Origin of the sequence: Trinickia caryophylli (assembly GCF_034424545.1) — a bacterium.
GTDB classification, from domain to species: domain Bacteria; phylum Pseudomonadota; class Gammaproteobacteria; order Burkholderiales; family Burkholderiaceae; genus Trinickia; species Trinickia caryophylli.
In genome coordinates, this window is the sequence record NZ_CP139970.1 from 2,790,630 (window position 1) to 2,811,639 (window position 21,010).

At 65.9% G+C, this 21,010-nt stretch carries 14 protein-coding genes; 10 read left to right on the plus strand and 4 right to left on the minus strand.

What is annotated here, in order from left to right; all coding sequences use genetic code 11:
- Positions 1-220: 220 nt before the first annotated feature.
- From U0034_RS12580 to U0034_RS12595, 4 genes are all read left to right on the plus strand, one after another.
- Positions 221-2,008, plus strand: coding sequence for an acyl-CoA dehydrogenase C-terminal domain-containing protein (locus U0034_RS12580; protein WP_085227935.1), 1,788 nt, complete (start codon positions 221-223; stop codon positions 2,006-2,008).
- Positions 2,009-2,115: 107 nt separating this feature from the next.
- Complete coding sequence (locus U0034_RS12585; RefSeq protein WP_085227936.1) at positions 2,116-4,554, plus strand: 3-hydroxyacyl-CoA dehydrogenase/enoyl-CoA hydratase family protein; 2,439 nt, start codon at positions 2,116-2,118, stop codon at positions 4,552-4,554.
- A gap of 25 nt (positions 4,555-4,579) precedes the next feature.
- Complete coding sequence (locus tag U0034_RS12590) at positions 4,580-5,779, plus strand: acetyl-CoA C-acyltransferase (RefSeq protein ID WP_085227937.1); 1,200 nt, start codon at positions 4,580-4,582, stop codon at positions 5,777-5,779.
- A gap of 86 nt (positions 5,780-5,865) precedes the next feature.
- Positions 5,866-6,636 (plus strand): enoyl-CoA hydratase, encoded by a 771-nt coding sequence (locus tag U0034_RS12595; protein WP_085228110.1) that lies wholly within the window; start codon positions 5,866-5,868, stop codon positions 6,634-6,636.
- Positions 6,637-6,710: 74 nt separating this feature from the next.
- On the opposite strand, the gene fdhD is transcribed toward U0034_RS12595, so the two are convergent.
- Positions 6,711-7,550, minus strand: coding sequence for a formate dehydrogenase accessory sulfurtransferase FdhD (fdhD, locus tag U0034_RS12600; RefSeq protein ID WP_386092269.1), 840 nt, complete (start codon positions 7,548-7,550; stop codon positions 6,711-6,713).
- 168 nt (positions 7,551-7,718) lie between these two features.
- Here fdhD and U0034_RS12605 point away from each other — a divergent pair, with 168 nt between their 5' ends.
- Both U0034_RS12605 and U0034_RS12610 read left to right on the plus strand, forming a co-directional pair.
- Positions 7,719-8,195 (plus strand): nitrate reductase associated protein, encoded by a 477-nt coding sequence (locus U0034_RS12605; RefSeq protein ID WP_085227938.1) that lies wholly within the window; start codon positions 7,719-7,721, stop codon positions 8,193-8,195.
- Positions 8,196-8,467: 272 nt separating this feature from the next.
- On the plus strand, positions 8,468-11,569 hold the full coding sequence (locus U0034_RS12610; protein WP_085227939.1) for a sensor domain-containing protein: 3,102 nt from the start codon (positions 8,468-8,470) through the stop codon (positions 11,567-11,569).
- 32 nt (positions 11,570-11,601) lie between these two features.
- On the opposite strand, the gene U0034_RS12615 is transcribed toward U0034_RS12610, so the two are convergent.
- Positions 11,602-11,994 (minus strand): acyl-CoA thioesterase, encoded by a 393-nt coding sequence (locus U0034_RS12615; protein ID WP_085227940.1) that lies wholly within the window; start codon positions 11,992-11,994, stop codon positions 11,602-11,604.
- 209 nt (positions 11,995-12,203) lie between these two features.
- On the opposite strand from U0034_RS12615, the gene U0034_RS12620 reads away from it, so the two are divergent.
- Positions 12,204-14,090: an ABCB family ABC transporter ATP-binding protein/permease gene (locus U0034_RS12620; RefSeq protein ID WP_085227941.1), complete on the plus strand. Its 1,887-nt coding sequence runs from the start codon at positions 12,204-12,206 to the stop codon at positions 14,088-14,090.
- A 38-nt stretch (positions 14,091-14,128) separates the two neighbouring features.
- Here the strand turns inward: U0034_RS12620 and murU are convergent, their stop codons facing one another.
- Together murU and U0034_RS12630 are read right to left on the minus strand one after the other, a co-directional pair.
- The gene (gene murU, locus U0034_RS12625; protein WP_085227942.1) at positions 14,129-14,851 is read right to left on the minus strand and encodes an N-acetylmuramate alpha-1-phosphate uridylyltransferase MurU; all 723 of its coding nucleotides are present in this window, start codon (positions 14,849-14,851) and stop codon (positions 14,129-14,131) included.
- Between the two features lie 13 nt (positions 14,852-14,864).
- Positions 14,865-15,902, minus strand: coding sequence for an aminoglycoside phosphotransferase family protein (locus tag U0034_RS12630; RefSeq protein WP_085227943.1), 1,038 nt, complete (start codon positions 15,900-15,902; stop codon positions 14,865-14,867).
- Positions 15,903-16,097: 195 nt separating this feature from the next.
- Between U0034_RS12630 and U0034_RS12635 the strand changes: the two genes are divergently transcribed.
- The 3 genes from U0034_RS12635 to pdxA all read left to right on the plus strand — a co-directional run bounded on the left by U0034_RS12635 (position 16,098) and on the right by pdxA (position 20,966).
- Positions 16,098-18,464, plus strand: a complete 2,367-nt coding sequence (locus U0034_RS12635; protein ID WP_085227944.1) for an LPS-assembly protein LptD — start codon at positions 16,098-16,100, stop codon at positions 18,462-18,464.
- An 80-nt stretch (positions 18,465-18,544) separates the two neighbouring features.
- Positions 18,545-19,933: a peptidylprolyl isomerase gene (locus tag U0034_RS12640; RefSeq protein ID WP_176072592.1), complete on the plus strand. Its 1,389-nt coding sequence runs from the start codon at positions 18,545-18,547 to the stop codon at positions 19,931-19,933.
- A 10-nt stretch (positions 19,934-19,943) separates the two neighbouring features.
- Positions 19,944-20,966 carry a 4-hydroxythreonine-4-phosphate dehydrogenase PdxA gene (gene pdxA, locus U0034_RS12645; RefSeq protein ID WP_085227946.1) on the plus strand — a complete coding sequence of 341 codons (1,023 nt, stop codon included), beginning with the start codon at positions 19,944-19,946 and terminating at the stop codon, positions 20,964-20,966.
- Positions 20,967-21,010: the final 44 nt, after the last annotated feature.

The following is a 21,010-nucleotide window of genomic DNA, read 5'->3' on the forward strand; positions in this document are numbered from 1 at the left end:
GAACGCAGTGAGCGTGGGGGCGGTTCGAATCAGTGCGAGCCGGGCCGCCCCAAGCGCACTGATGCCCCCTCGCGCCCCGAAGGAAGTCCCCTTGGGGGAGGGGGCAGCGAACGCAGTGAGCGTGGGAGCGGTTTATCAGGGGGCGAAAACCGTTAGCGGGCGTCATCGGCACCCGCCCTGCAACGGTCGAATTCGTCGATGCAACCTTTGGGAGGGAGTCATGGGTCAGTACGCCGCGCCGCTGCGCGACATGCAATTCGTCTTGCACGAGCTGCTCAACGTCGAAGCCGAAGTCAAAGGCATGCCGAAGCACGCCGAGCTCGATGCCGAGACGATCAATCAAGTGCTCGAGGAGGCCGGCAAGTTCTGCTCGGAGGTGCTGTTCCCGCTCAACCAGAGCGGCGACCGCGAGGGCTGCACCTACGAAGGCGACGGCGTCGTCCGTACGCCTAAGGGTTTCAAGGAGGCCTATAGCCAGTACGTGGAGGCCGGTTGGCCCGCGCTGGGCTGCGATCCGGAATACGGCGGCCAGGGGCTGCCGGCCTTCGTCAACAACGCGCTCTACGAGATGCTCAACTCGTCGAACCAGGCGTGGACGATGTATCCGGGGCTCTCGCACGGCGCCTACGAATGCCTGCATGCCCATGGCACGCCCGAGCAGCAGCGCGTCTACCTGCCCAAGCTCGTGGCGGGCACGTGGACCGGCACGATGTGTCTGACCGAGCCGCACTGCGGCACCGATCTCGGCATACTTCGCACGAAGGCCGAACCGACGAGCGACGGCGCCTATTCGCTCACCGGCACCAAGATATTCATCTCCAGCGGCGAGCACGACCTTGCCGAAAACATCGTGCACCTCGTGCTCGCGCGCCTGCCCGATGCTCCCCCGGGCACCAAGGGCATCTCGCTCTTCATCGTGCCGAAGTTCATTCCCACGGCAGCGGGCGAGCCCGGCGAGCGCAACGGCATCAAGTGCGGCTCGATCGAGCACAAGATGGGCATTCACGGCAACGCCACCTGCGTGATGAACCTCGACAACGCGAAAGGCTGGCTCGTCGGCGAGCCGAATCGCGGCCTGCAGGCGATGTTCGTGATGATGAACGCGGCGCGCCTCGGCGTGGGCATGCAAGGCCTCGGCCTGACCGAAGTGGCGTACCAGAACTCGCTCGCCTATGCGAAGGAACGGCTGCAGATGCGCTCGCTCACGGGCCCGAAGGCGCCGGACAAGCCCGCGGATCCGATCATCGTGCACCCGGACGTGCGCCGCATTCTGCTCACGCAGAAGGCTTACGCGGAGGGCGCGCGCGCGTTCTCGTATTGGTCCGCGCTGCAGATCGACAAGGAGCTTTCGCACGCCGACGAAACCGTGCGCGCGGAAGCGGCCGAACTCGTTGCGCTGCTCACGCCGATCATCAAGGCCTTCCTGACCGACAATGCATTCGAGTGCACCAATCACGCGCTGCAGGTGTTCGGCGGCCACGGCTTCATCTCCGAGTGGGGCATGGAGCAGTACGTGCGCGATGCGCGCATCAACATGATCTATGAAGGCACGAACGCCGTGCAGGCGCTCGATCTGCTCGGGCGCAAGGTGCTCGGCGACATGGGCGCGAAGCTCAAGAAGTTCGGCCGGATCGTGACCGAATTCGTCGAGGCCGAGGGCATCAAGCCGGAGATGCAGGAGTTCGTCAATCCGCTCGCCGACATCGGCGAGAAGGTGCAGAAGCTGACGATGGAAATCGGCATGAAGGCGATGCAGAACCCCGACGAAGTGGGTGCGGCCGCCGTGCCGTATCTGCGCACGGTGGGCCATCTCGTGTTCTCGTATTTCTGGGCACGGATGGCGCGCATCGCCCTCGACAAGCAGGCGTCGGGCGATCCGTTCTATCAGTCCAAACTGGCGACCGCGCGCTTCTACTTCGCCCGGCTGCTGCCCGAGACGGCCGCAACGATCCGCATGGCGCGCGCCGGTTCGAAGACGCTGATGGAAATCGACGAAGCATTGTTCTGATGGCGTGCGGCGCGACCCGTGCGCGCCAGTTATCGTCCGGCAGGCGCAGCTCGCTCGAAACGCGCGCCGCCGTGCCGGGGAAAGCATGACTCCGAGGGAGAATTGACGTGAGCAATCTGATCGTTCGCAAGGTGGCCGTGCTCGGCGCCGGCGTGATGGGCGCGCAAATCGCGGCGCACCTCATCAATGCCAAGGTGCCTGTGCTGCTGTTCGACCTTCCAGCCAAGGAAGGTCCGAAAAACGGCATCGCACTGAAGGCCATCGAGAATCTGAAAAAGCTGTCGCCCGCGCCGTTCGGCATCAAGGACGACGCGCGCTATGTCGAGCCGGCCAATTACGAGGACGACCTCGGCCTGCTCGCCGGATGCGATCTCGTCATCGAGGCGATCGCCGAGCGCATGGACTGGAAGCACGATCTCTACAAGAAGGTGTCGCCGCATCTGGCCCCGCACGCGATCTTCGCCTCCAATACATCCGGCCTGTCGATCACGCAGCTATCCGATGGTTTTTCGGACGAACTGAAATCGCGCTTTTGCGGCGTGCACTTCTTCAACCCGCCGCGCTACATGCACCTCGTCGAGCTGATTCCGACCGCGCACACGCGCGCCCAGATTCTCGACGACCTCGAAACGTTCCTCACGAGCGTGGTCGGCAAGGGCGTCGTGCGCGCCAAGGATACGCCGAACTTCATCGCGAACCGCGTGGGCGTGTTCTCGATCCTGGCCGTGATGGCCGAGGCGGCGAAGTTCGGGCTGCGCTTCGACGAGGTCGACGACCTGACGGGCTCGCGCCTGGGCCGCGCGAAGTCCGCAACGTTCCGTACGGCGGACGTGGTCGGCCTCGACACGATGGCGCACGTGATCAAGACGATGCAGGACAATCTGCCCGACGATCCTTTCCTGCCCGTGTACGAGACGCCGGCCGTGCTCGCGCAACTGGTGCAGCAAGGCGCGCTGGGGCAGAAGACCGGGGCCGGCTTCTACAAGAAGGAAGGCAAGGTCATCAAGGTGCTCGATCCGAAGGCCGGGCAGTACGTGGAGGGCGGCGCCAAGGCCGACGAGCTCGTCGGCCGCATCCTGAAGCGGCCGCCCGAGGAGCGCCTGAAGCTCTTGCGCGAATCCGGGCATCCGCAGGCGCAGTTCCTCTGGTCGATCTTCCGCGACGTGTTCCACTACATTGCCGTGCATCTCGAATCGATCGCCGACAACGCGCGCGACGTCGATCTCGCGATCCGCTGGGGCTTCGGCTGGAACGACGGTCCGTTCGAGGGCTGGCAGGCTGCGGGCTGGAAGCAGGTGGCCGAATGGGTCGGCGAAGACATCGCCGCGGGCAAGGCACTCGCCAAGGCGCCGCTGCCTGCGTGGGTCTTCGAAGGCGCCGTGGCCGAGAAAGGCGGCGTGCATACGAACGAAGGGTCGTGGTCGCCCGCGGCGAAGGCGTTCGTGCCGCGCTCGAAGCTGGCTGTCTATGACAAGCAGCTTTTCCGCGCACCGCTCGTCGGCGAGACCGCTGCCGATCCCAGGACCTACGGCAAGACGCTCTTCGAGACCGAGACGGTTCGCGCCTGGGTGGACGAGCGAGCCGGCGAGAACGATGTCGTCATCGTTTCGTTCAAGAGCAAGATGAACACCATCGGGCCGAGCGTCATCGACGGCCTCGTGCAGGCGATCGAGCTGGCGGAGAAGGAGTACAAGGCCGTCGTGATCTGGCAGCCGACGTCGCTCAAGCTCGGCACGCCCGGCGGCCCGTTCTCCGCAGGCGCCAACCTCGAGGAGGCGATGCCGGCCTTCATGATGGGCGGCGCGAAGGGAATCGAGCCATTCGTCAAGAAGTTCCAGCAGGGCATGCTGCGTGTCAGATACGCCAACGTGCCCGTCGTGGCGGCCGTGTCCGGCATTGCGCTCGGCGGCGGTTGCGAGTTGCTGCTGCATAGCGCGAAGCGCGTCGCGCACGTCGAAAGCTATATCGGCCTCGTGGAAGTGGGTGTCGGGCTCGTGCCCGCGGGCGGTGGCCTCAAGGAAGCAGCGCTGCGGGCAGCCGACGCGGCAGCCGCTGTCGGCGCTTCCAACGGCGAGCTGCTCAAGTTCCTCTCGAAGTCGTTCGAGAACGCCGCTATGGCCAAGGTCTCGGGCTCCGCGCTCGAGGCTCGCCAGATGGGCTACCTGAAGCCGTCGGACACGATCGTCTTCAATGTCTTCGAACTCTTGCACACGGCGAGGAAGGAAGCCCGCGCGCTTGCCGAAGCGGGCTACCGCCCGCCGCTGCCGGCCAAGCAGATTCCGGTGGCCGGCCGCTCCGCGATCGCGACGATCAAGGCACAGCTCGTCAACATGCGCGACGGCAATTTCATCTCCGCGCACGATTTCCTGATCGCGTCGCGTATTGCCGAGGTGGTCTGCGGCGGCGAAGTCGAGGCGGGCAGCCTCGTCGACGAGGAATGGCTGCTCACGCTCGAGCGGCGCGCCTTCGTCGATCTGCTCGGCACGCAAAAGACGCAGGAGCGGATCATGGGCATGCTGCAGACCGGCAAGCCGGTGCGCAATTAACGAGAGCCGCATTGAGGAGTTGCAAATGAGCAAACAATTGCAAGACGCATACATCGTCGCCGCGAGCCGCACGCCGATCGGCAAGGCGCCACGCGGTGCGTTCAAGAATACGCGGCCTGACGAGCTGCTCGTGCATGCGATCAAGTCGGCCGTCGCACAGGTGCCGGGGCTCGACACGAAGGTGATCGAAGACGCGATCGTCGGCTGCGCCATTCCCGAAGCCGAGCAGGGCCTCAACGTCGCGCGTATCGGCGCGCTGCTTTCGGGGCTGCCTCAGTCGGTCGGTGGCGTGACCGTCAACCGCTTTTGCGCGTCCGGCGTGACGGCGCTGGCGATGGCGGCGGACCGCATCCGCGTCGGCGAGGCCGAGGCGATGATCGCGGGCGGCTGCGAATCGATGAGCATGGTGCCGATGATGGGCAACACGCCGTCGATGTCGCCGCACGTCTTCGAGCGCGACGAGAACTACGGCATCGCCTACGGCATGGGGCTCACGGCCGAGCGCGTGGCCGAGCGCTGGAAGGTGAGCCGCGAGGATCAGGACCGCTTCTCGCTCGAGTCGCATCAAAAGGCCCTGGCTGCGCAAAAGGCCGGCGAGTTCAAGGACGAGATCGCGCCTTATGCGATCGTCGAGCGTTTTCCCGATCTCGCGACGAGCGAAGTCGCGGTGAAAACGCGCGAGATCTCGCTCGACGAAGGCCCGCGCGCCGACACTTCGCTCGAAGGGCTTGCCAAGCTGCGTGCCGTGTTTGCGAACAAGGGCTCGGTAACGGCCGGCAACAGCTCGCAAACGTCGGACGGCGCCGGTGCGCTCATCGTCGTGTCCGAGAAGATTCTGAAGCAGTTCAATCTGACGCCGCTCGCGCGTTTCGTCAGCTTTGCCGTACGTGGGGTGCCGCCCGAGGTGATGGGCATCGGCCCGAAGGAAGCGATTCCGGCCGCGTTGAAGGCGGCGGGGCTGAAGCAGGACGACATCGACTGGATCGAACTCAATGAAGCGTTCGCAGCCCAATCGCTTGCCGTCATTCGCGAACTCGGCCTCGATCCGTCGAAGGTCAACCCGATCGGCGGCGCGATCGCGCTCGGGCACCCGCTCGGCGCGACGGGCGCGATTCGCGCGGCAACCGTCGTGCACGGGCTGCGCCGCCGCAACCTCAAGTACGGGATGGTGACGATGTGCGTCGGCACCGGGATGGGTGCCGCGGGCATCATCGAGCGGCTCTGAGCGGGCGCACGCCGCCGGCTGCCACGCAACGGTTCGCGGACGGTGTCTGCGAACCGTTTTTATTTTGGACCATGGAGGAGGCATCGATGACAACGGACGTTATGGTCGAGCGCGCGGCGAGCGTGATGACGATCGCGCTGAGTCGGCCCGAAAAGAAAAACGCCATTACGAGCGCGATGTATACGGCAATGAGCGATGCGCTCGATGCCGCGCGCGATGACGCCGCGATTCGCTCGATCGTGATCCGCGGCACCCCGGGCGCCTTCAGCGCGGGCAACGACCTCGAAGATTTCATGAAGGCGCCGCCCACGAACGAGGATGCGCCCGTCATGCGCTTTTTGCGCACGATCAGCACGGCACCCAAGCCGATCGTCGCTTCGGTGTCCGGCGTGGCCGTAGGGATCGGCACGACGTTGCTGCTGCATTGCGATCTGGTTTATGCGGCAGATTCGGCCGTGTTTTCGCTGCCGTTCACGCAACTGGCGCTTTGCCCCGAAGCGGCGTCGAGCCTGCTCCTGCCGCGCTTGGCCGGCTATCAGCTCGCCGCGGAGAAACTGTTGCTCGGCGAACCGTTCGACGCCCAGGAGGCCTTTCGCTCGGGCATCGTCAATCGCGTGCTGCCCGCGGCGGAGGTGGACGCTTTCGCGCTTGCGCAGGCGGAAAAGCTCGCGGCGCTGCCGGCGTCGTCGCTGCGCGTGACGAAAGCGCTCATGAAGCGCGCAAGCGAAGTGGACGTTGCCGAGCGCATTCGCGAGGAGGTGGTGCACTTCGGCAAGATGCTGCTCGCGCCCGAGGCGCGCGAAGCCATGACGGCATTCTTCCAAAAGCGCAAGCCGGATTTCAGGCAGTTCGATTGAGCATCGGGCGATTGCCGCGGCGTCGGGCTTCGACGCCGCGAACTCGCGCTGTCGCCGTGCGGGCGGCGTGCCGGTTATGCGGTGTCGTAATCGACATAGCTCCCCTCGCGGCAAAAACTGAAGAGCCGGATGCCGGCTTGCCGCGCGATTGTGACGGCCAGCGACGACGGGGCCGAGATCGTCGCCACCATCGGGATGCCTACGCGCGCGGCCTTGCGCACGAGTTCGTAGCTGGCCCTGCTCGAAAGAAAGACGAAACCGTCATGCGTGTTTGCACGCTCGAGCACGAGCCGGCCGATCAGTTTGTCGAGCGCGTTGTGCCGGCCGACGTCCTCGAACGCATGGATGATCGCGCCCGTCGCGTCGCACCAGGCAGCCGCATGCAGGCCGCCCGTCATGCGCGTGAGGGCCTGATGCTCCGGCAGCGCGGCCGCCGCGCGGGCGATGGCATCGGCGGCGAGCCGTGCCGTGAAGCCAGTGTCGGGTACGCGCTCGGGCGTCAGATCGAGCAGATCGATGCTCTCGATGCCGCACACGCCACAGCCGGTTCGGCCGGCCAGCGCGCGGCGCTTCTCCTTCAGTGCCATGAACGACTGCTGGACGACCGTGATTTCCACTTCCGCATATGGAACGGGCTGGGCTTCGACGTGGGTACGGACTTCGATGTCGCGAATATCGCTCCCCCCCTCCACGATGCCTTCGGAAATCGAAAACCCGACGGCGAACGCCTCGAGATCGCGGGGCGTGCACATCATGACTGCGTGCGATATCCCGTTGAACACGAGCGCGACCGGCCATTCCTGGCCGACGCTGTCGGTGGCGGCTTCCACGGCTGCGCCGCGGTGCCGCCGCACGGGCAGCTCGATGATGCCGTCCTGCTCGGTGTAGTCGTCGTTCAGCGGGTCATTCAAGATCGTTCCTCTTCCTCGCGAGGGGCGGCCGGCATGGCGTGCGGCCGGTGGCCCACATCGCTCGCACGATGATCGTGCCGCGTCATGGAGCGCCGAATAAGGTTCTAAAATACCCGAAGCCGGCCGCGTCTGCCGGATCCGTCACCATTCGAAGCGCAAGGGGATACCGCCATGGGATTGCACGAAGCGCCGCTCATGTTCGATTTCGAAGTCGTTTCGTCCGAGGACCTGAAGTTCATGCCGATGTCGGTACGCTTCAACCTCGATCGCTTCGGGCTGCGCATTTCGCTCGCGCAATGGCAGATGCTGCCGCACGCGGATCGCGTCCTGCTCGCGCGTTTTCCCGTGGAGGACGACAAGGCGATCGAGCCGAATTTCGATCATGCCCTTTTCGAGATGATGCGCATGCACGCCAACGTCGAACCCGAGTGGTTCGCCCCTGACGCGCAGCCGGCCTGGAAGGACGTTTCGGCTGTCCCCGAGGGCGTGCACAATCAGTGCCGCATCGCCGGCCTCCCCGAGCCGACGGTCGGCCAATGGGCTCAGCTTGAGCCGTTCAAGCGCTACATCCTCACGAAGCTCTCGCGCAAACCGGAGGGTAACCACGATTTCGTCCCGGCGATGCGTGAATTCGGGTTCGCATCCTGACGCCGAGGTGCCTGCTGGCTGCTGCTGCGGCTGGCTGAGCGGACCGGCGCCCGTGTTTCGTCGTGGCTTGGCCTTTTGATCGGTTGACTGCGCGGACTTTCGTCATACGAAAGTCCGTGGGATTTTTTTGCCGGCCACCCTCAATTTCCCTTCAGCGCTGCCGATATTCAACGGTTGGCGCGTAATAACCGATTCGGACTCCTGAACAAAACGAGGGGACGAGACACCCGGGGCGACCGTGCGCGGTTTCGCCCGAATCGCGTTCGTAATCCATGACCTCCTTTTTCTCGAAACGGCTCTTCATCAATCTGGCCGTGGTTGCAGCCGCTGTCGGCGCCAACGCGTTCGTGGCCTATACGCAGATTCGCAGCGAGCGGGCGACGAACGAGCGCATCTTGCGCTCGATGAACGTGAAGCACGACCTCGATACTTATCGGTCGCTGCTCGGCATCGAACTGGCGGCGCTTGGCCGCTTCGAGGCGTCGGGCACGCCCGTGCCCGGCGAGCTCGGCATGCACCATCAAGCCACACTCGCTCAGGCAAAAGCGCGTCTGCGGGCGGAGATCGGGCGCGATGCCGGGGGCGTGCAGATGCTCGAGAGCGTGTTGGCGGCCACGAGCGGAATCGAGGTCGACGCCCGGACGGCGCTCGAACGTGCGTCGAGTTCGGCTCAGGACGGTTCGCGGGCGTGGGCCGCGTCGGCCTATGCGCAGCTCGGCTCCCGGCTCAACCGTGTCGATGAAATGCTCGCCGCGATGCGGGTGCGGGAAGACGAGGCACTCGAGGCGTCGCTCGCCGCTTCGTCCCGTTCGACCCGTTTCGCCACGCTGCTGCTCGTCGTCACGATGGTGGCCGGTTGCGCGCTGCTCATCTACACGTTTGGCGCTCGCGAGAGCGCCGCGCGCGCCAAGCTGCGGGTCGCGCGTGCGATGCGCCGCAGCGACGAGCGTTTCCGCGAGTTGTTCGATGCGCACCCGGTGCCGATGTGGATCTACGATCGGGAGACGCTGCGTTTTCTGGCGGTCAATGCCGCCGCGGTCGAGCAGTACGGTTACAGCGAGGCCGAACTGCTGGCGATGACGATTCGCGAAATCCATCCGCCCGACGAGCTTGCGCGGCTCGATTCGTATCTGGGCCGCAGCCCGGCGGTGCCGCGCCGTGGGCGCGTCATGGCCGGCGTCTGGCGCCATCAGCGGCGCGACGGCTCGCAGCTGAGCGCCGACATCTCGAACCACGCGCTGAGCTTCATGGGCCGCCCGGCCATGTTCGTGCTGGCCGACGACGTGACCGATCAGATCAACGCGGAAGCCGAAGCGCAGCGCTCGAACCAGATGCTCGAGACGGTCATAGACAACATTCCCCAGCGCATTTTCTGGAAGGATCGCGAGTCGCGCTATCTGGGCTGCAACATGGCCTTCGCGCGAGACGCGGGGCTTTCCTATACCGAGCAGGTCATCGGGAAGTCGGACGACGAGATGCCCTGGAAAGCCGTGGCCGATGACTTGCGACGTGCCGACCGCGAAGTGATTGCGACCGGCGTGCCGAAGATGAACTACGAATTCGACGTACTCATCGATGGTATGCACCGCGCCGGCGTGACGAGCAAGATCCCGCTTACCGATGGCGACGGCACCGTCATAGGCGTGCTCGGCTCGTATATGGACATTACCGAGCGCAAGCGTTCGGACCTCGCGCTACGCCTGCAGAGTCGGGCGCTCGACGCCAGCGTCAACGCAATCCTCATCACGGGCAAAGGGGAGGCCGGTGACGTCATCGAATACGTCAATCCCGCTTTCAAGCGGATCACCGGCTACGATCCAGCCGAAGTGATCGGGCGCGATTGCCGGTTTCTGCAGCGTGACGATCGCGACCAGGAGGGGCTCGCCGCGATCCGCGAGGCGCTTGCCGCCGACCGCGAAGTCAGCGCTGTATTGCGCAACTACCGCAAGGACGGCGCGCTCTTCTGGAACCAGCTTTACATCGCACCGGTACCGGATCCCGATGGCAAGACCACCCATCATATCGGCGTCATCAACGATGTGACGGAGTTGATCCGCTACCAGGAGCAGCTCGAGTACCAGGCGAACTACGATGCGCTGACTCGGCTGCCGAATCGCCTGCTGCTGCGCGAGCGCCTGCAGCAGGCGATCATGCGCGACGCGAACCTCGCCGTGGTGTTCCTCGATCTCGACGGCTTCAAGAACGTGAACGACAGCCTCGGCCACAGTGTCGGCGACCGGCTGCTTGCGGTCATCGCCGAGCGTCTTGCCCGCTGCGCCCGCGCGGGCGATACCGTGGCCCGCCACGGCGGCGACGAGTTCGTGATCGTGCTCACCGACGTCGTGGAGAAAGAGGCGCTGACCGCCTGGATGGAGCGTGCCCGCGTCGCGATTTCCGAGCCCGTGATGCTCGACGGCACCGAGCTCTACGTGGGCTGCAGCATGGGCGCAAGCCTTTATCCCCAGGACGGGGACGACGTCGAAACGCTGCTCAAGAAGGCCGACCTCGCCATGTATCGCGCGAAGGACATGGGCCGCAACACGTACCAGTTCTATCAGCCCGAGATGAACACGAGCGTCGGCGCGCGGCTGAGCCTCGAGCAGCGGCTGCGCCGCGCACTGCGCGACGGCGAGTTTTTGCTGCACTATCAGCCGCAAGTCGAGATCGGGACCGGCCGCATCGTCGGCATGGAGGCGCTCGTGCGCTGGCACGACCCCGACGTGGGGCTCGTGCCTCCTTCGGCGTTCATTCCGGTGGCGGAGGAAAGCGGACTCATCGGCCCGCTCTCGGAGTGGGTGCTGCGCGAGGCCTGCCGCCAGAACAAGGCGTGGCAGGACGACGGCCTGCCGTGCGCCCGCGTGTCGGTGAACCTCTCGGCGCGCCAGTTCCAGCAGCGCGACATCGCCAAGCTCGTGATGTCGATTCTCGAGGAGACGGGGCTCGAGCCCCGGTATCTCGAGCTCGAGCTCACCGAGAGCGCGATCATGCGCAATGCCGAGGAGGCCGTCATCATGCTCAACGAACTGCACGCACTCGGCATCGGGCTCGCAATCGACGATTTCGGCACCGGCTATTCGAGCCTGAGCTATCTGAAACGCTTCCCCGTCGACCGGCTCAAGATCGACCGCTCGTTCGTCTCCGACATCGGGGCGTCGAACGACGACGAGACCATCACCTCGGCGATCATCGCGCTTGCGCATTCGCTCGAGCTGCAGGTGATCGCCGAAGGCGTCGAAACGGCCGCGCAGCTCGCTTTTCTGAGGGAGCGCGCCTGCCATGAGATGCAGGGCTATTTCTTTGCGCGGCCGCTGCCTCAGGAAGCGATTCCCCATCTGCTGCAGCGCCCCGCCGAGGGCATCCGGCTCGACGCCTGACGAATCGCCCCCGCGCGGCGCGCGTGGGCCGCTCAGGCGACGTCGGGCAGCTTGCGCGGGCGGCGATCGTGATCGGTGGCAACGTACGTGAGCGTTGCCTCGGTCACCTTCACGACCTCCTCCGAGAGACTCATGCGCTGCGCGTAAACCTCGACGTCGACCGTGACCGACGTATTGCCGGTCTTGATGATCGTGGCGTAGAAGCTCAGCAGATCGCCAACGAACACCGGCTGCTTGAACACGAACGAGTTGACGGCGATGGTCGCGACCCGGCCGTTCGCGCGGCGGCTTGCCGGGATCGAGCCGGCGATGTCGACCTGCGCCATGATCCAGCCGCCGAAGACGTCGCCATGGACATTCGCGTCCCTGGGCTGGGGAACGACGCGCAGCGTGCAGGGTTTTTGGGGGAGCAGCGGGGAGGTCATAAGGAGTCCTTAGCGTGGGCAGCGGAAGCGGGCTATGCAATGCCGGCCTCGGCGAGGGCCGGCCGGTTCTGCGACAATATCGGAGCGTTGAAATTGTACGGGTAAAGCCCGAGCGGTGCGCGGCGCTACGGGGGGCATTGCGCCACCCCGTTCGAGCCGTGGCATCGCCCGCGTTGTGCCTGCTCCCCACAGCCTGCCCGATCTGCTCCATGCGCCGCTACAGTGCCTCGAGCGAGCCTGCTCCGCCGTCGAACGGCCCGCGCCGCGACTGGCGGACCATCCGCTCGCTGCTGCCTTATCTCGCCAGCTACAAGGGGCGCGTTGCCCTCGCGCTGACCTGCCTCATCGGCGCCAAGGTCGCGAACCTCGGCGTGCCCGTGATCTTGAAGCGCATCGTCGATGGGCTCGCGCCGATGCATCAGCTCACCGCGCTCGGGCGTGCCGAGCACGCGCCGGCGATCGTGCTCGCGAGCGGCATGGGCCTGCTCGTCGTCGCCTATGCGCTCGTGCGGCTTTCCACGTCGCTTTTCACCGAACTGCGCGAAATCTTCTTCTCCAAGGTGACGGAAAGCGCGGTGCGCGAGCTGGCGCTGAAGGTGTTCCGCCATCTGCACGCGCTCTCGCTGCGGTTTCACCTCGAACGCCAGACGGGCGGCATGTCCCGCGATATCGAGCGCGGCACGCGCGGCATTCAGCAGTTGATTTCGTATTCGCTCTACAGCATCTTGCCGACGCTCGTCGAGGTGGGGCTCGTGCTCGGCTTTTTCGTGGTCCGCTACGAGGCGTACTACGCGCTCGTGGCGCTGATCGCGCTCGTCGTCTACATCGTCTTCACGGTCAAGGTAACCGAATGGCGCACGCATTTGCGCCGGACGATGAACGAACTCGATTCGAGGGCGAATTCCCGGGCGATCGACTCGCTGCTCAACTACGAGACGGTCAAGTATTTCGGCAACGAAGCCTGGGAGACCGAGCGATACGACGAGAATCTGAAGCGCTTTCGCGCCGCCGCGATCAAGTCGCAGAACTCGCTGTCGCTGCTCAACTTCGGCCAGCAGGCGATCATCGGCACGGGGCTCGTCTTCATTCTGTGGCGGGCCACCTCGGGTGTGATGGCGGGCCGGCTCACGCTCGGCGACCTCGTGCTCATCAACACCTTCATGCTGCAGCTTTATATCCCGCTCAATTTTCTCGGCGTCATCTATCGGGAGCTCAAGCAGGCCTTGACCGACATGGACCGGATGTTCACGTTGCTCGGCGCCGCGCGCGAAATCGCCGACGCGCCGGGTGCGCCCGCTCTCGCCATACGCGGTGCGCGCGTTTCGTTCGACCGTGTGTCGTTCGCCTACGAGCCGTCGCGGCCCATCCTGCATGACGTCAGCTTCACGATCGAGGCCGGCACGACGACGGCCGTGGTGGGCGCGAGCGGTTCGGGCAAGTCGACACTCGCCCGGCTGCTCTTTCGCTTCTACGATCTCGATCGCGCGACGGGCGGCACGATCACGATCGACGGGCAGGACATCCGCGACGTGACGCAGGACTCGCTGCGGCGCGCCATCGGCATCGTGCCGCAGGACACCGTGCTCTTCAACGATACGATCTACTACAACATCGCCTACGGACGGCCCGCGGCCACGCGCGAGGAAGTGGTCGCCGCCGCGCGCGCCGCCCATATCCACGAGTTCGTCGAAGGATTGCCGAAGGGCTATGAGACCCCGGTCGGCGAGCGCGGACTCAAGCTGTCGGGCGGCGAGAAGCAGCGCGTGGCCATCGCGCGCACGCTGCTCAAGAATCCGCCGATCCTGGTCTTCGACGAGGCGACGTCCGCACTCGACTCGCACTCGGAGCGGGCGATCCAGGGGGAACTGGATCAGATCGCCGAAGGCCGCACGACGCTCGTCATCGCGCACCGGCTGTCGACGATCGTGCACGCGCACCAGATCATCGTCATGGATCGAGGGCGCATCGTCGAGCGCGGCACCCATGCGCAACTGCTCGCGGCGGGGGGCGCGTTCGCGCAGATGTGGGCGCTGCAACAGCGCGCGGCACGCGAAGCGCCCGCGGAGCCGGTGCCCGTGAACGGTCAGGCGCGCTGATCGTGCCGTCCGCGCAGCGCTGCGGTGCGCCGCCGCGGTTACCGGGCCGCGCCGCTTGCCAGGCGTGCATCGAGCGCGCGCAGTTGCTCGGGCGTGCCGACGTTCTCCCAAGCGCCGTCGTACAGCTCGCCGCTCGCCCGGCCCGCGGCGATCGTTTCGCGGTAATAAGGCGTGAGCGCCCGGCGCTCGCCCGGCTGCAGGCCGCGAAACATTCTCGTGTCGTACAGTCCGATGTTGCCGAACGTATAGCGGGGCGTGCCCTGGAGCGCGAGCTGGCCGCCCACGAGGGCGAAGTCCCCCTCCGCGTGAAACGGCGGGTTGGGGACCATGACGAGGTGCATGCCGGGCTCGCTCATGCAGGCGAGCCGTTGCGCCGGCTGCACGAGCCGCGCATAGTCGAACGCGCAATGGATGTCCCCGCTCACGGCCGCGAACACGGTGCCGTGCCCGGCCTCTTCGAGAAGCGGCAATGCCTGCGCGATGCCGCCCGCCGTCTCGAGCGCATCGCCCTCGGCCGAGTAGGCGATCGATACACCCCAGCGCGAGCCGTCGCCGAGCGCCGCCTCGAGCTGGCCCCCGAGCCACGCATGATTGATCACGATCGAGCGCAGCCCCGCGGCGGCGAGCCGCTCGATCTGCCAGACGATGAGCGGCTTGCCGCCCACCTCGAGCAGCGGCTTCGGGCGCGCGTCGGTGAGCGGGCGCATTCTTTCGCCGCGGCCGGCCGCGAAGATCATCGCTTTTTGAAGCGCGAACGTCATCGTGCGCCAGTCCTCAAAACGTGTAGCCGACGTCGACGGAGTGCCCGTCGAGTTCGTCGACGAGCCGCGCGAACGGGGCGAGCGGCCGGTAGCGTCGCGCGACCTTGCGCACGTAGCCGACGAAGCGCGGCAGATCGTCGAGATAGCGCGGCTTGCCGTCCCGGTAATTGAGCCGCGCGAAAAGCCCGAGCACCTTGATGTGCCGCTGCAGCCCCATCCATTCGATTTGCCGATAGAACTCGCCGAAATCCGCGTCGACAGGCAGTCCGGCTTTCTTTGCGCGCTCCCAGTAGTAGGCGAAGCAGTCGAGTTCGAATTCCTCGTCCCAACTCAGGAAGGCGTCGCGCAGCAGCGAGGCGACGTCATACGTGATCGGCCCGTGGACCGCGTCCTGGAAGTCGAGCACGCCCGGGTTCGGCTCGCAGATCATCAGGTTGCGCGGCATGAAATCGCGCAGCATGTACACCTGCGGCTGTGCGCGCGCGCTCGCGATCAGGAGCGCCCAGGTGCGATCGAGCACGCCGCGGGCCGGCTCGTCGAGGGGCCGGTTCAAATGCCGCCCGATGTACCACTCCGGCATCAGCTCCATTTCGCGGCGCATGAAGGCTTCGTCGAACGGCGGCAGCACGCCTTCGCGCGAACTCAGCTGCCAGCGGATCAGCGTGTCGAGAGCGTCGCGGAAAAGCGGCCGGGCAGCCTGCGGATCGGTCGGGTCGAGGGCATGGATATACGGCTTCGTGCCGAGATCCGTCACCAGCATGAAGCCTTCCTCGAGATCGCATTCGAGCACGCGCGGCGCATGGATGCCTGCCGTGGCCAGCATGCCGGCGATATCGGCGAACTCGCGGCACTTCTCGGGCGGCGGCGCATCGACGGCGATGAGCGTCGCGCCGTGCCCGGCCGCGCTCGAGAGCCGGAAATAGCGGCGAAAACTGGCGTCCGCGGAAGCGGGAGCAAGCGTGGCGAGATCGAGCGCGTAGTGCGCCTCGTGCTTACGCAGCCATGAGGCCAGCGCGTCGAGCCGGGCGTCTGCGGGGAGGATATTCGTCATGGTGGAGGGGGGTAAAACGTCTTGCCATATAATACCCGACGACTTTTTGTGTTGCGCCCCGTGTCGGCCTTCGCACGGTCCCGTCGACCGCCGTCATCGCGTGCGCCGCGCGTGACGGGACCGCCACTTTTCGAGGGCGGTGCGAGTGCCCGCGCGCGCGCCGTGCCTGCCCATTGGGCCTTCGCCAATCGATACATGCCGCCCAGACAGCTTTTTCGAACGAATTCCTCCGGCGATTCCCCGCCGCGCCTGCGACGCCTCGCAGCGGCATTGATTGCCGTTCCCGGGCTCGTGCCGTCCGTCTCGCACGCGCAGCTCACGGGTGCTGCCGCCGAGCCGCAGCAGCTCGATGCGCCGTGGGGGCTGCGGCTCGCGCCACAGATCGAGGAGCATCCGCTCGCGCCCGGCAGCGCACCCTCCACGTTCGTGCTCGGCGAGCATACGAGCGGAACGGCCGAGCGCGACATTGCCGCCAAGGGCGCGGCGGAGATTCGCCGGAACAATTCGGTGATCAAGGCCGACGCGCTGCATTACGATGAAGACACCGACATGGCCGACGCGTACGGCAACGTGCGCATCGCGAGCGGCGGAGCGACCTTCGCCGGCCCGGAGGCCCACCTGCAGGTGGAGTCGAGCCAGGGTTACATGCCGGCGCCGAAATACAAGTTCACGCTGCGGGGCGGGTCGGGCAGCGCGAAGCGCGTCCAACTCGTCGACAACGAGCGTTCGGTGTTCACCGACGGCACTTACACCGCCTGCCAGTGCGAAACGAACCCGGCGTGGTACATCCGCGGCAGCGAGTTCGATTTCGATACGGGCCGCGACGAAGGTGTCGCACGCAACGGCGTGCTGTTTTTTCAGGGCGTGCCGATCTTCGCGAGCCCGTGGCTGTCGTTTCCGCTGAGCGGCGAGCGGCGCAGCGGCCTCTTGCCGCCGCTCTTCTCGATGAGTTCGACGAACGGGTTCGAGTTCTCTCAGCCGTACTATTTCAACATCGCGCCGAATCGCGATCTGACGCTGACGCCCCGGATCATCTCGAAGCGCGGCGTGCAGACGCAGGCCACGTTTCGTTATCTCGAGCCCACTTTCGCGGGCTCGCTGACCGGCGAATATCTGCCGAACGACGCAATCAAGCACGAGAACCGTTACGCGATCTACTGGCGGCACGACCAGCAACTGGGCGCGGGCTTCGGCGCCTACGTGAACTACAACCGGGTATCCGACAATACCTACCCGCAAGACCTGGCCTCCGCCGGCAACCAGTTTCTGGTCGGCACGCAGATCGTCTATCAGCAGGAGGCGGGCATCACGTACAACCGCGGGCCGTGGTCCGTGCTCGCGCGCGAGCAGCACTGGCAGTCGCTCGACGAGGCATCGACGCCATACGGGCGCGAGCCGCAGTTGAACGTGAAATACACGAAGTACAACGTCGGCGGGTTCGACTTCGGCGCCGAAACCGACTTTTCGCGCTTTCGAATCACGACGGACGACGCGACTGAAGGCAACCGGTTCGTCTTCAACCCGTACGTGTCGTACTGGTTCGGCGGCCCCGGCTACTTCGCGGTGCCGAAAGTGCAGATGCACTTTGCGTCGTACAACCTCACGAACATCGGGTCGACGGCGCCCACAGGGCAGCCGAAGAACTTCACCGAGTCGATCCCGACGTACAGCTTCGACACCGGTCTCATCTTCGAGCGCTCGATGCGGCTCTTCGGGCGGGACTACATCCAGACGCTCGAGCCGAGGCTCTATTACGTCTATACGCCGTATCGCAACCAGATCTTCGCGCCGCTGTTCGATACGGCGGAGTCCGACTTCGGCCTGGCCGAGATTTTCACGCCCAACACGTTCGTCGGCAACGACCGGATCGCGGACGCAAACCGTGTCACCGCCGGCTTGACGACGCGTTTCATCGACGCCGCGACCGGGGACGAGCGGGCTCGCTTCGTGCTCGCCCAGCAATACTATTTCCGCGGCCAGCGCGTCGCGCTCGACTCGAGCACCACCGCCTCGTCCGCGAGCCATTCCGACCTCATCGTTGGCGCCTCGGTCAAGCTGGGCGCGGGTTTCGCTTCGGAAACGGCGTTCCAATATAATGCCGACGAAAACCAGCTCGTCCGCTCGAGCGTCGGCTTCGGATTCAGCCCGGCGGACCGCAAGGTGATCAACGTCGCCTACCGCTATACGCGGCGCACAGCCACGCTCGGCGACGTGCCGATCAACCAGTTCCTGATCTCGGCCGAGTGGCCGATCACGCGGCGGCTCTATGGGGTCGGCCGGTTCAATTACGATATGGCGGGCCACCGTATCGTCGACGGCGTCGTCGGCTTCCAGTACGATGCCGACTGCTGGACGCTCGGCTTCGGTGTGCAGCGCTACGCGAACGGCGTCACTTCGACCAACCGGTCGAGTTCCGCCACACGGGTGCTCGCGCAGCTTACATTGAAGGGGCTTGCGAACGTCGACAACGGGTTGACGGCGGCCTTCATGGCCGGCGTGGCGGGATATTCGCCACCGCCGCCCGCCGAGCCGCCGCTTTCGCGCTTTTCCGACTATGAGTGAGACGTCGTCGGCGCGAGAGCAACGGTTCTCGCACAACGGGGCAGGGCACGATTCCGTCGCCCGACATGAATGGAGTAGCTGTGGCAATTTCGAATAAGCTTCGCTTGGCAACGCTCGCGGCCAGTCTCGGCCTCGCTTTCGTTCTGGCACCCGCGGCGCCTGCCGTCGCGCAGGCATTGCCGGGTCAGGCCGCTTCGCGCGCGAGCGCAGGCACCGCGGTCGATTCGGTGGCCGCCGTCGTGAACGACGACGTCATCACCGAGCGCGAGCTTCAGACGCGCGTCGATCTCGTCGCGCGCCGCCTGAAGCAGCAGAACGCGCCCATGCCGTCGGCCGACGACCTGACGCGCCAGGTGCTCGACCAGATGGTCCTCGAGCGCATTCAACTGCAAAAGGCGAAGGAAGACGGCATCACGGTCGACGATGCGGCCGTGCAGGCGACGCTCCAGCGCCTCGCTCGCGCCAACAACATGTCGCTCGACAATTACCGTTCGCGCATCGAGGCGCAAGGTGTGCCCTGGGCGGTCTTCGTGCGCGACGCGCGGACCGAGCTGACGCTTTCGAAACTGCGCGAGCGCGAGGTCGACAGCAAGATTTCGGTGTCCGATGCCGAGGTCGCCAATTACATTGCAAGCCAGCGCGGACCGGAAGCGAAGGCACAGCAGGATCTGCGCATCGAGCACATCCTCGTGAAAGTGCCGGAAGGCGCATCGCAGGACGTGCTCGCAGCCGCTCAGAAAAAGGCCGAGGAGATCCTCGCGCGTGCGAAGGCAGGCGCGAAGTTCGAATCGCTTGCGAAGGACACGTCGCAAGCGGCCGACGCGCGCAACGGCGGCGATCTCGGCTTCCAGCCGCCGGCGCGGTTGCCCGAGGAATTCGTCAAAGCCTCGTCGCAGCTGCGCCCCGGCGAGCTGGCTCCGGATCTGATCCGCACGGCCGATGGTTTCGAGATCATGCGGCTCGTGGATCGCCGCACCTCGGTGGGCGGTTCGGCCGGCGATGCGCCGAAGCTCGTGCAAACGCACGTGCGGCATATCCTGGTGCGCGTGGGCCCGGGCGGAATGCCGGAACAGCAGGCGCGCGAACTTGCGGTCAAGATCCGCCAGCAGGTCGCGGCCGGCGGCGATTTCGCCAAATTCGCGCGCAGCTACTCGCAGGACGGCTCCGCATCGCAGGGCGGCGATCTCGGCTGGATCAGCCCCGGCGAGACGGTGCCCGAGTTCGAGCGCGCGATGAACTCGCTCAAGGACGGTGAGGTGAGCCCGCCGGTTCGCACCGAGTACGGCTACCACGTGATCGAAGTGCTCGGCCGCCGCGATGCGCCGGGTTCGATTCAGCAGCAGATGGAGCTCGCGCGTCAGGCCATCGGACAGCGCAAGGCCGAGCAGGCTTACGGCGACTGGCTGCGCCAACTGCGCGATTCGGCTTACGTCGAATACAAGGTGGGCGGCTCGCTCGCGCAGCAGTGAGCCGAAAGCGATGACGTCCGCCGACCGATCCGACCGATCACCGCTTCAGATCGCGATCACCACCGGGGAGCCGGCCGGCGTCGGCCCTGAACTCACCGCGATGGCACTCGCCGGCGCGGCGGCCCACTGGCCGCATGCGCGGTTCGTGGTGTTCGGCGATGCCGGGCTGATGGCGGCGCGCGCCGGGGCCGTCGGCGTCGATTGGGCCGCGCTGACCGCTGGGGGCGAGGCAGGCGAGGCGCGGGTGCGGGTCGAACATCGGCCGCTGGCCGTGTCCTCGGTTGCCGGCAAGCTCGATGCGGCCAACGGACGCTACGTGCTGGGCCTGCTCGACGACGCGATCGACGGCGCAGTAGCCGGCAAGCTCGATGCTATCGTGACGGCACCGCTGCAAAAGAGCACGATCAATGACGCCGGCGTGCCGTTTACGGGCCATACGGAGTATCTGGCGGAGCGTACGCATACGGCGCGCGTGGTCATGATGCTGGCGGGCACCGGCGCCCGGCCGTTGCGTGTCGCGCTCGCGACGACGCACCTGCCGCTCAGGGACGTGTCGGCCGCGCTGACCGTCGACGGTCTGCTGGAGACGCTCGCCATCATCGACCATGACCTGCGGCGCGACTTCTCACTGCCCGTTCCGCGCATTCTCGTTACGGGGCTGAACCCGCATGCGGGGGAGAACGGCTATCTTGGCCGCGAGGAGATCGACGTGATTACTCCGGCGCTCGAGCAGGCGGCCCGGCGCGGCATCGATGCGCGCGGCCCCTATCCGGCCGACACCCTTTTTCAGCCGCGGTACCTCGAACAAGCCGACTGCGTGCTCGCGATGTTCCACGATCAGGGGTTGCCCGTGCTCAAGTACGCGACCTTCGGCGAAGGCGTCAACATCACGCTGGGCTTGCCGATCATTCGTACGTCGGTCGACCACGGCACGGCGCTCGATCTTGCCGGCACGGGCCGGGCCGACGCCGGCAGCCTTATTGCCGCGATCGATACGGCCGTCTCGATGGCGCGCAACCGGCGCGGCAACTGAGACGGCCTCCGGCTGCCGCGTTTCCCGATCTTTTTGCCGTTTTC

What these genes read in the sequence shown, in the direction of transcription:
- U0034_RS12580 (WP_085227935.1), top strand. Translation starts at nt 221, where the DNA reads ATGGGTCAGTACGCCGCGCCGCTGCGCGACATGCAATTCGTCTTGCAC.
- U0034_RS12590 (WP_085227937.1), top strand. Translation starts at nt 4,580, where the DNA reads ATGAGCAAACAATTGCAAGACGCATACATCGTCGCCGCGAGCCGCACG.
- U0034_RS12595 (WP_085228110.1), top strand. Translation starts at nt 5,866, where the DNA reads ATGACAACGGACGTTATGGTCGAGCGCGCGGCGAGCGTGATGACGATC.
- U0034_RS12605 (WP_085227938.1), top strand. Translation starts at nt 7,719, where the DNA reads ATGGGATTGCACGAAGCGCCGCTCATGTTCGATTTCGAAGTCGTTTCG.
- U0034_RS12610 (WP_085227939.1), top strand. Translation starts at nt 8,468, where the DNA reads ATGACCTCCTTTTTCTCGAAACGGCTCTTCATCAATCTGGCCGTGGTT.
- U0034_RS12615 (WP_085227940.1), bottom strand. Translation starts at nt 11,994, where the DNA reads ATGACCTCCCCGCTGCTCCCCCAAAAACCCTGCACGCTGCGCGTCGTT.
- U0034_RS12620 (WP_085227941.1), top strand. Translation starts at nt 12,204, where the DNA reads ATGCGCCGCTACAGTGCCTCGAGCGAGCCTGCTCCGCCGTCGAACGGC.
- murU (WP_085227942.1), bottom strand. Translation starts at nt 14,851, where the DNA reads ATGACGTTCGCGCTTCAAAAAGCGATGATCTTCGCGGCCGGCCGCGGC.
- U0034_RS12630 (WP_085227943.1), bottom strand. Translation starts at nt 15,902, where the DNA reads ATGACGAATATCCTCCCCGCAGACGCCCGGCTCGACGCGCTGGCCTCA.
- U0034_RS12635 (WP_085227944.1), top strand. Translation starts at nt 16,098, where the DNA reads ATGCCGCCCAGACAGCTTTTTCGAACGAATTCCTCCGGCGATTCCCCG.
- pdxA (WP_085227946.1), top strand. Translation starts at nt 19,944, where the DNA reads ATGACGTCCGCCGACCGATCCGACCGATCACCGCTTCAGATCGCGATC.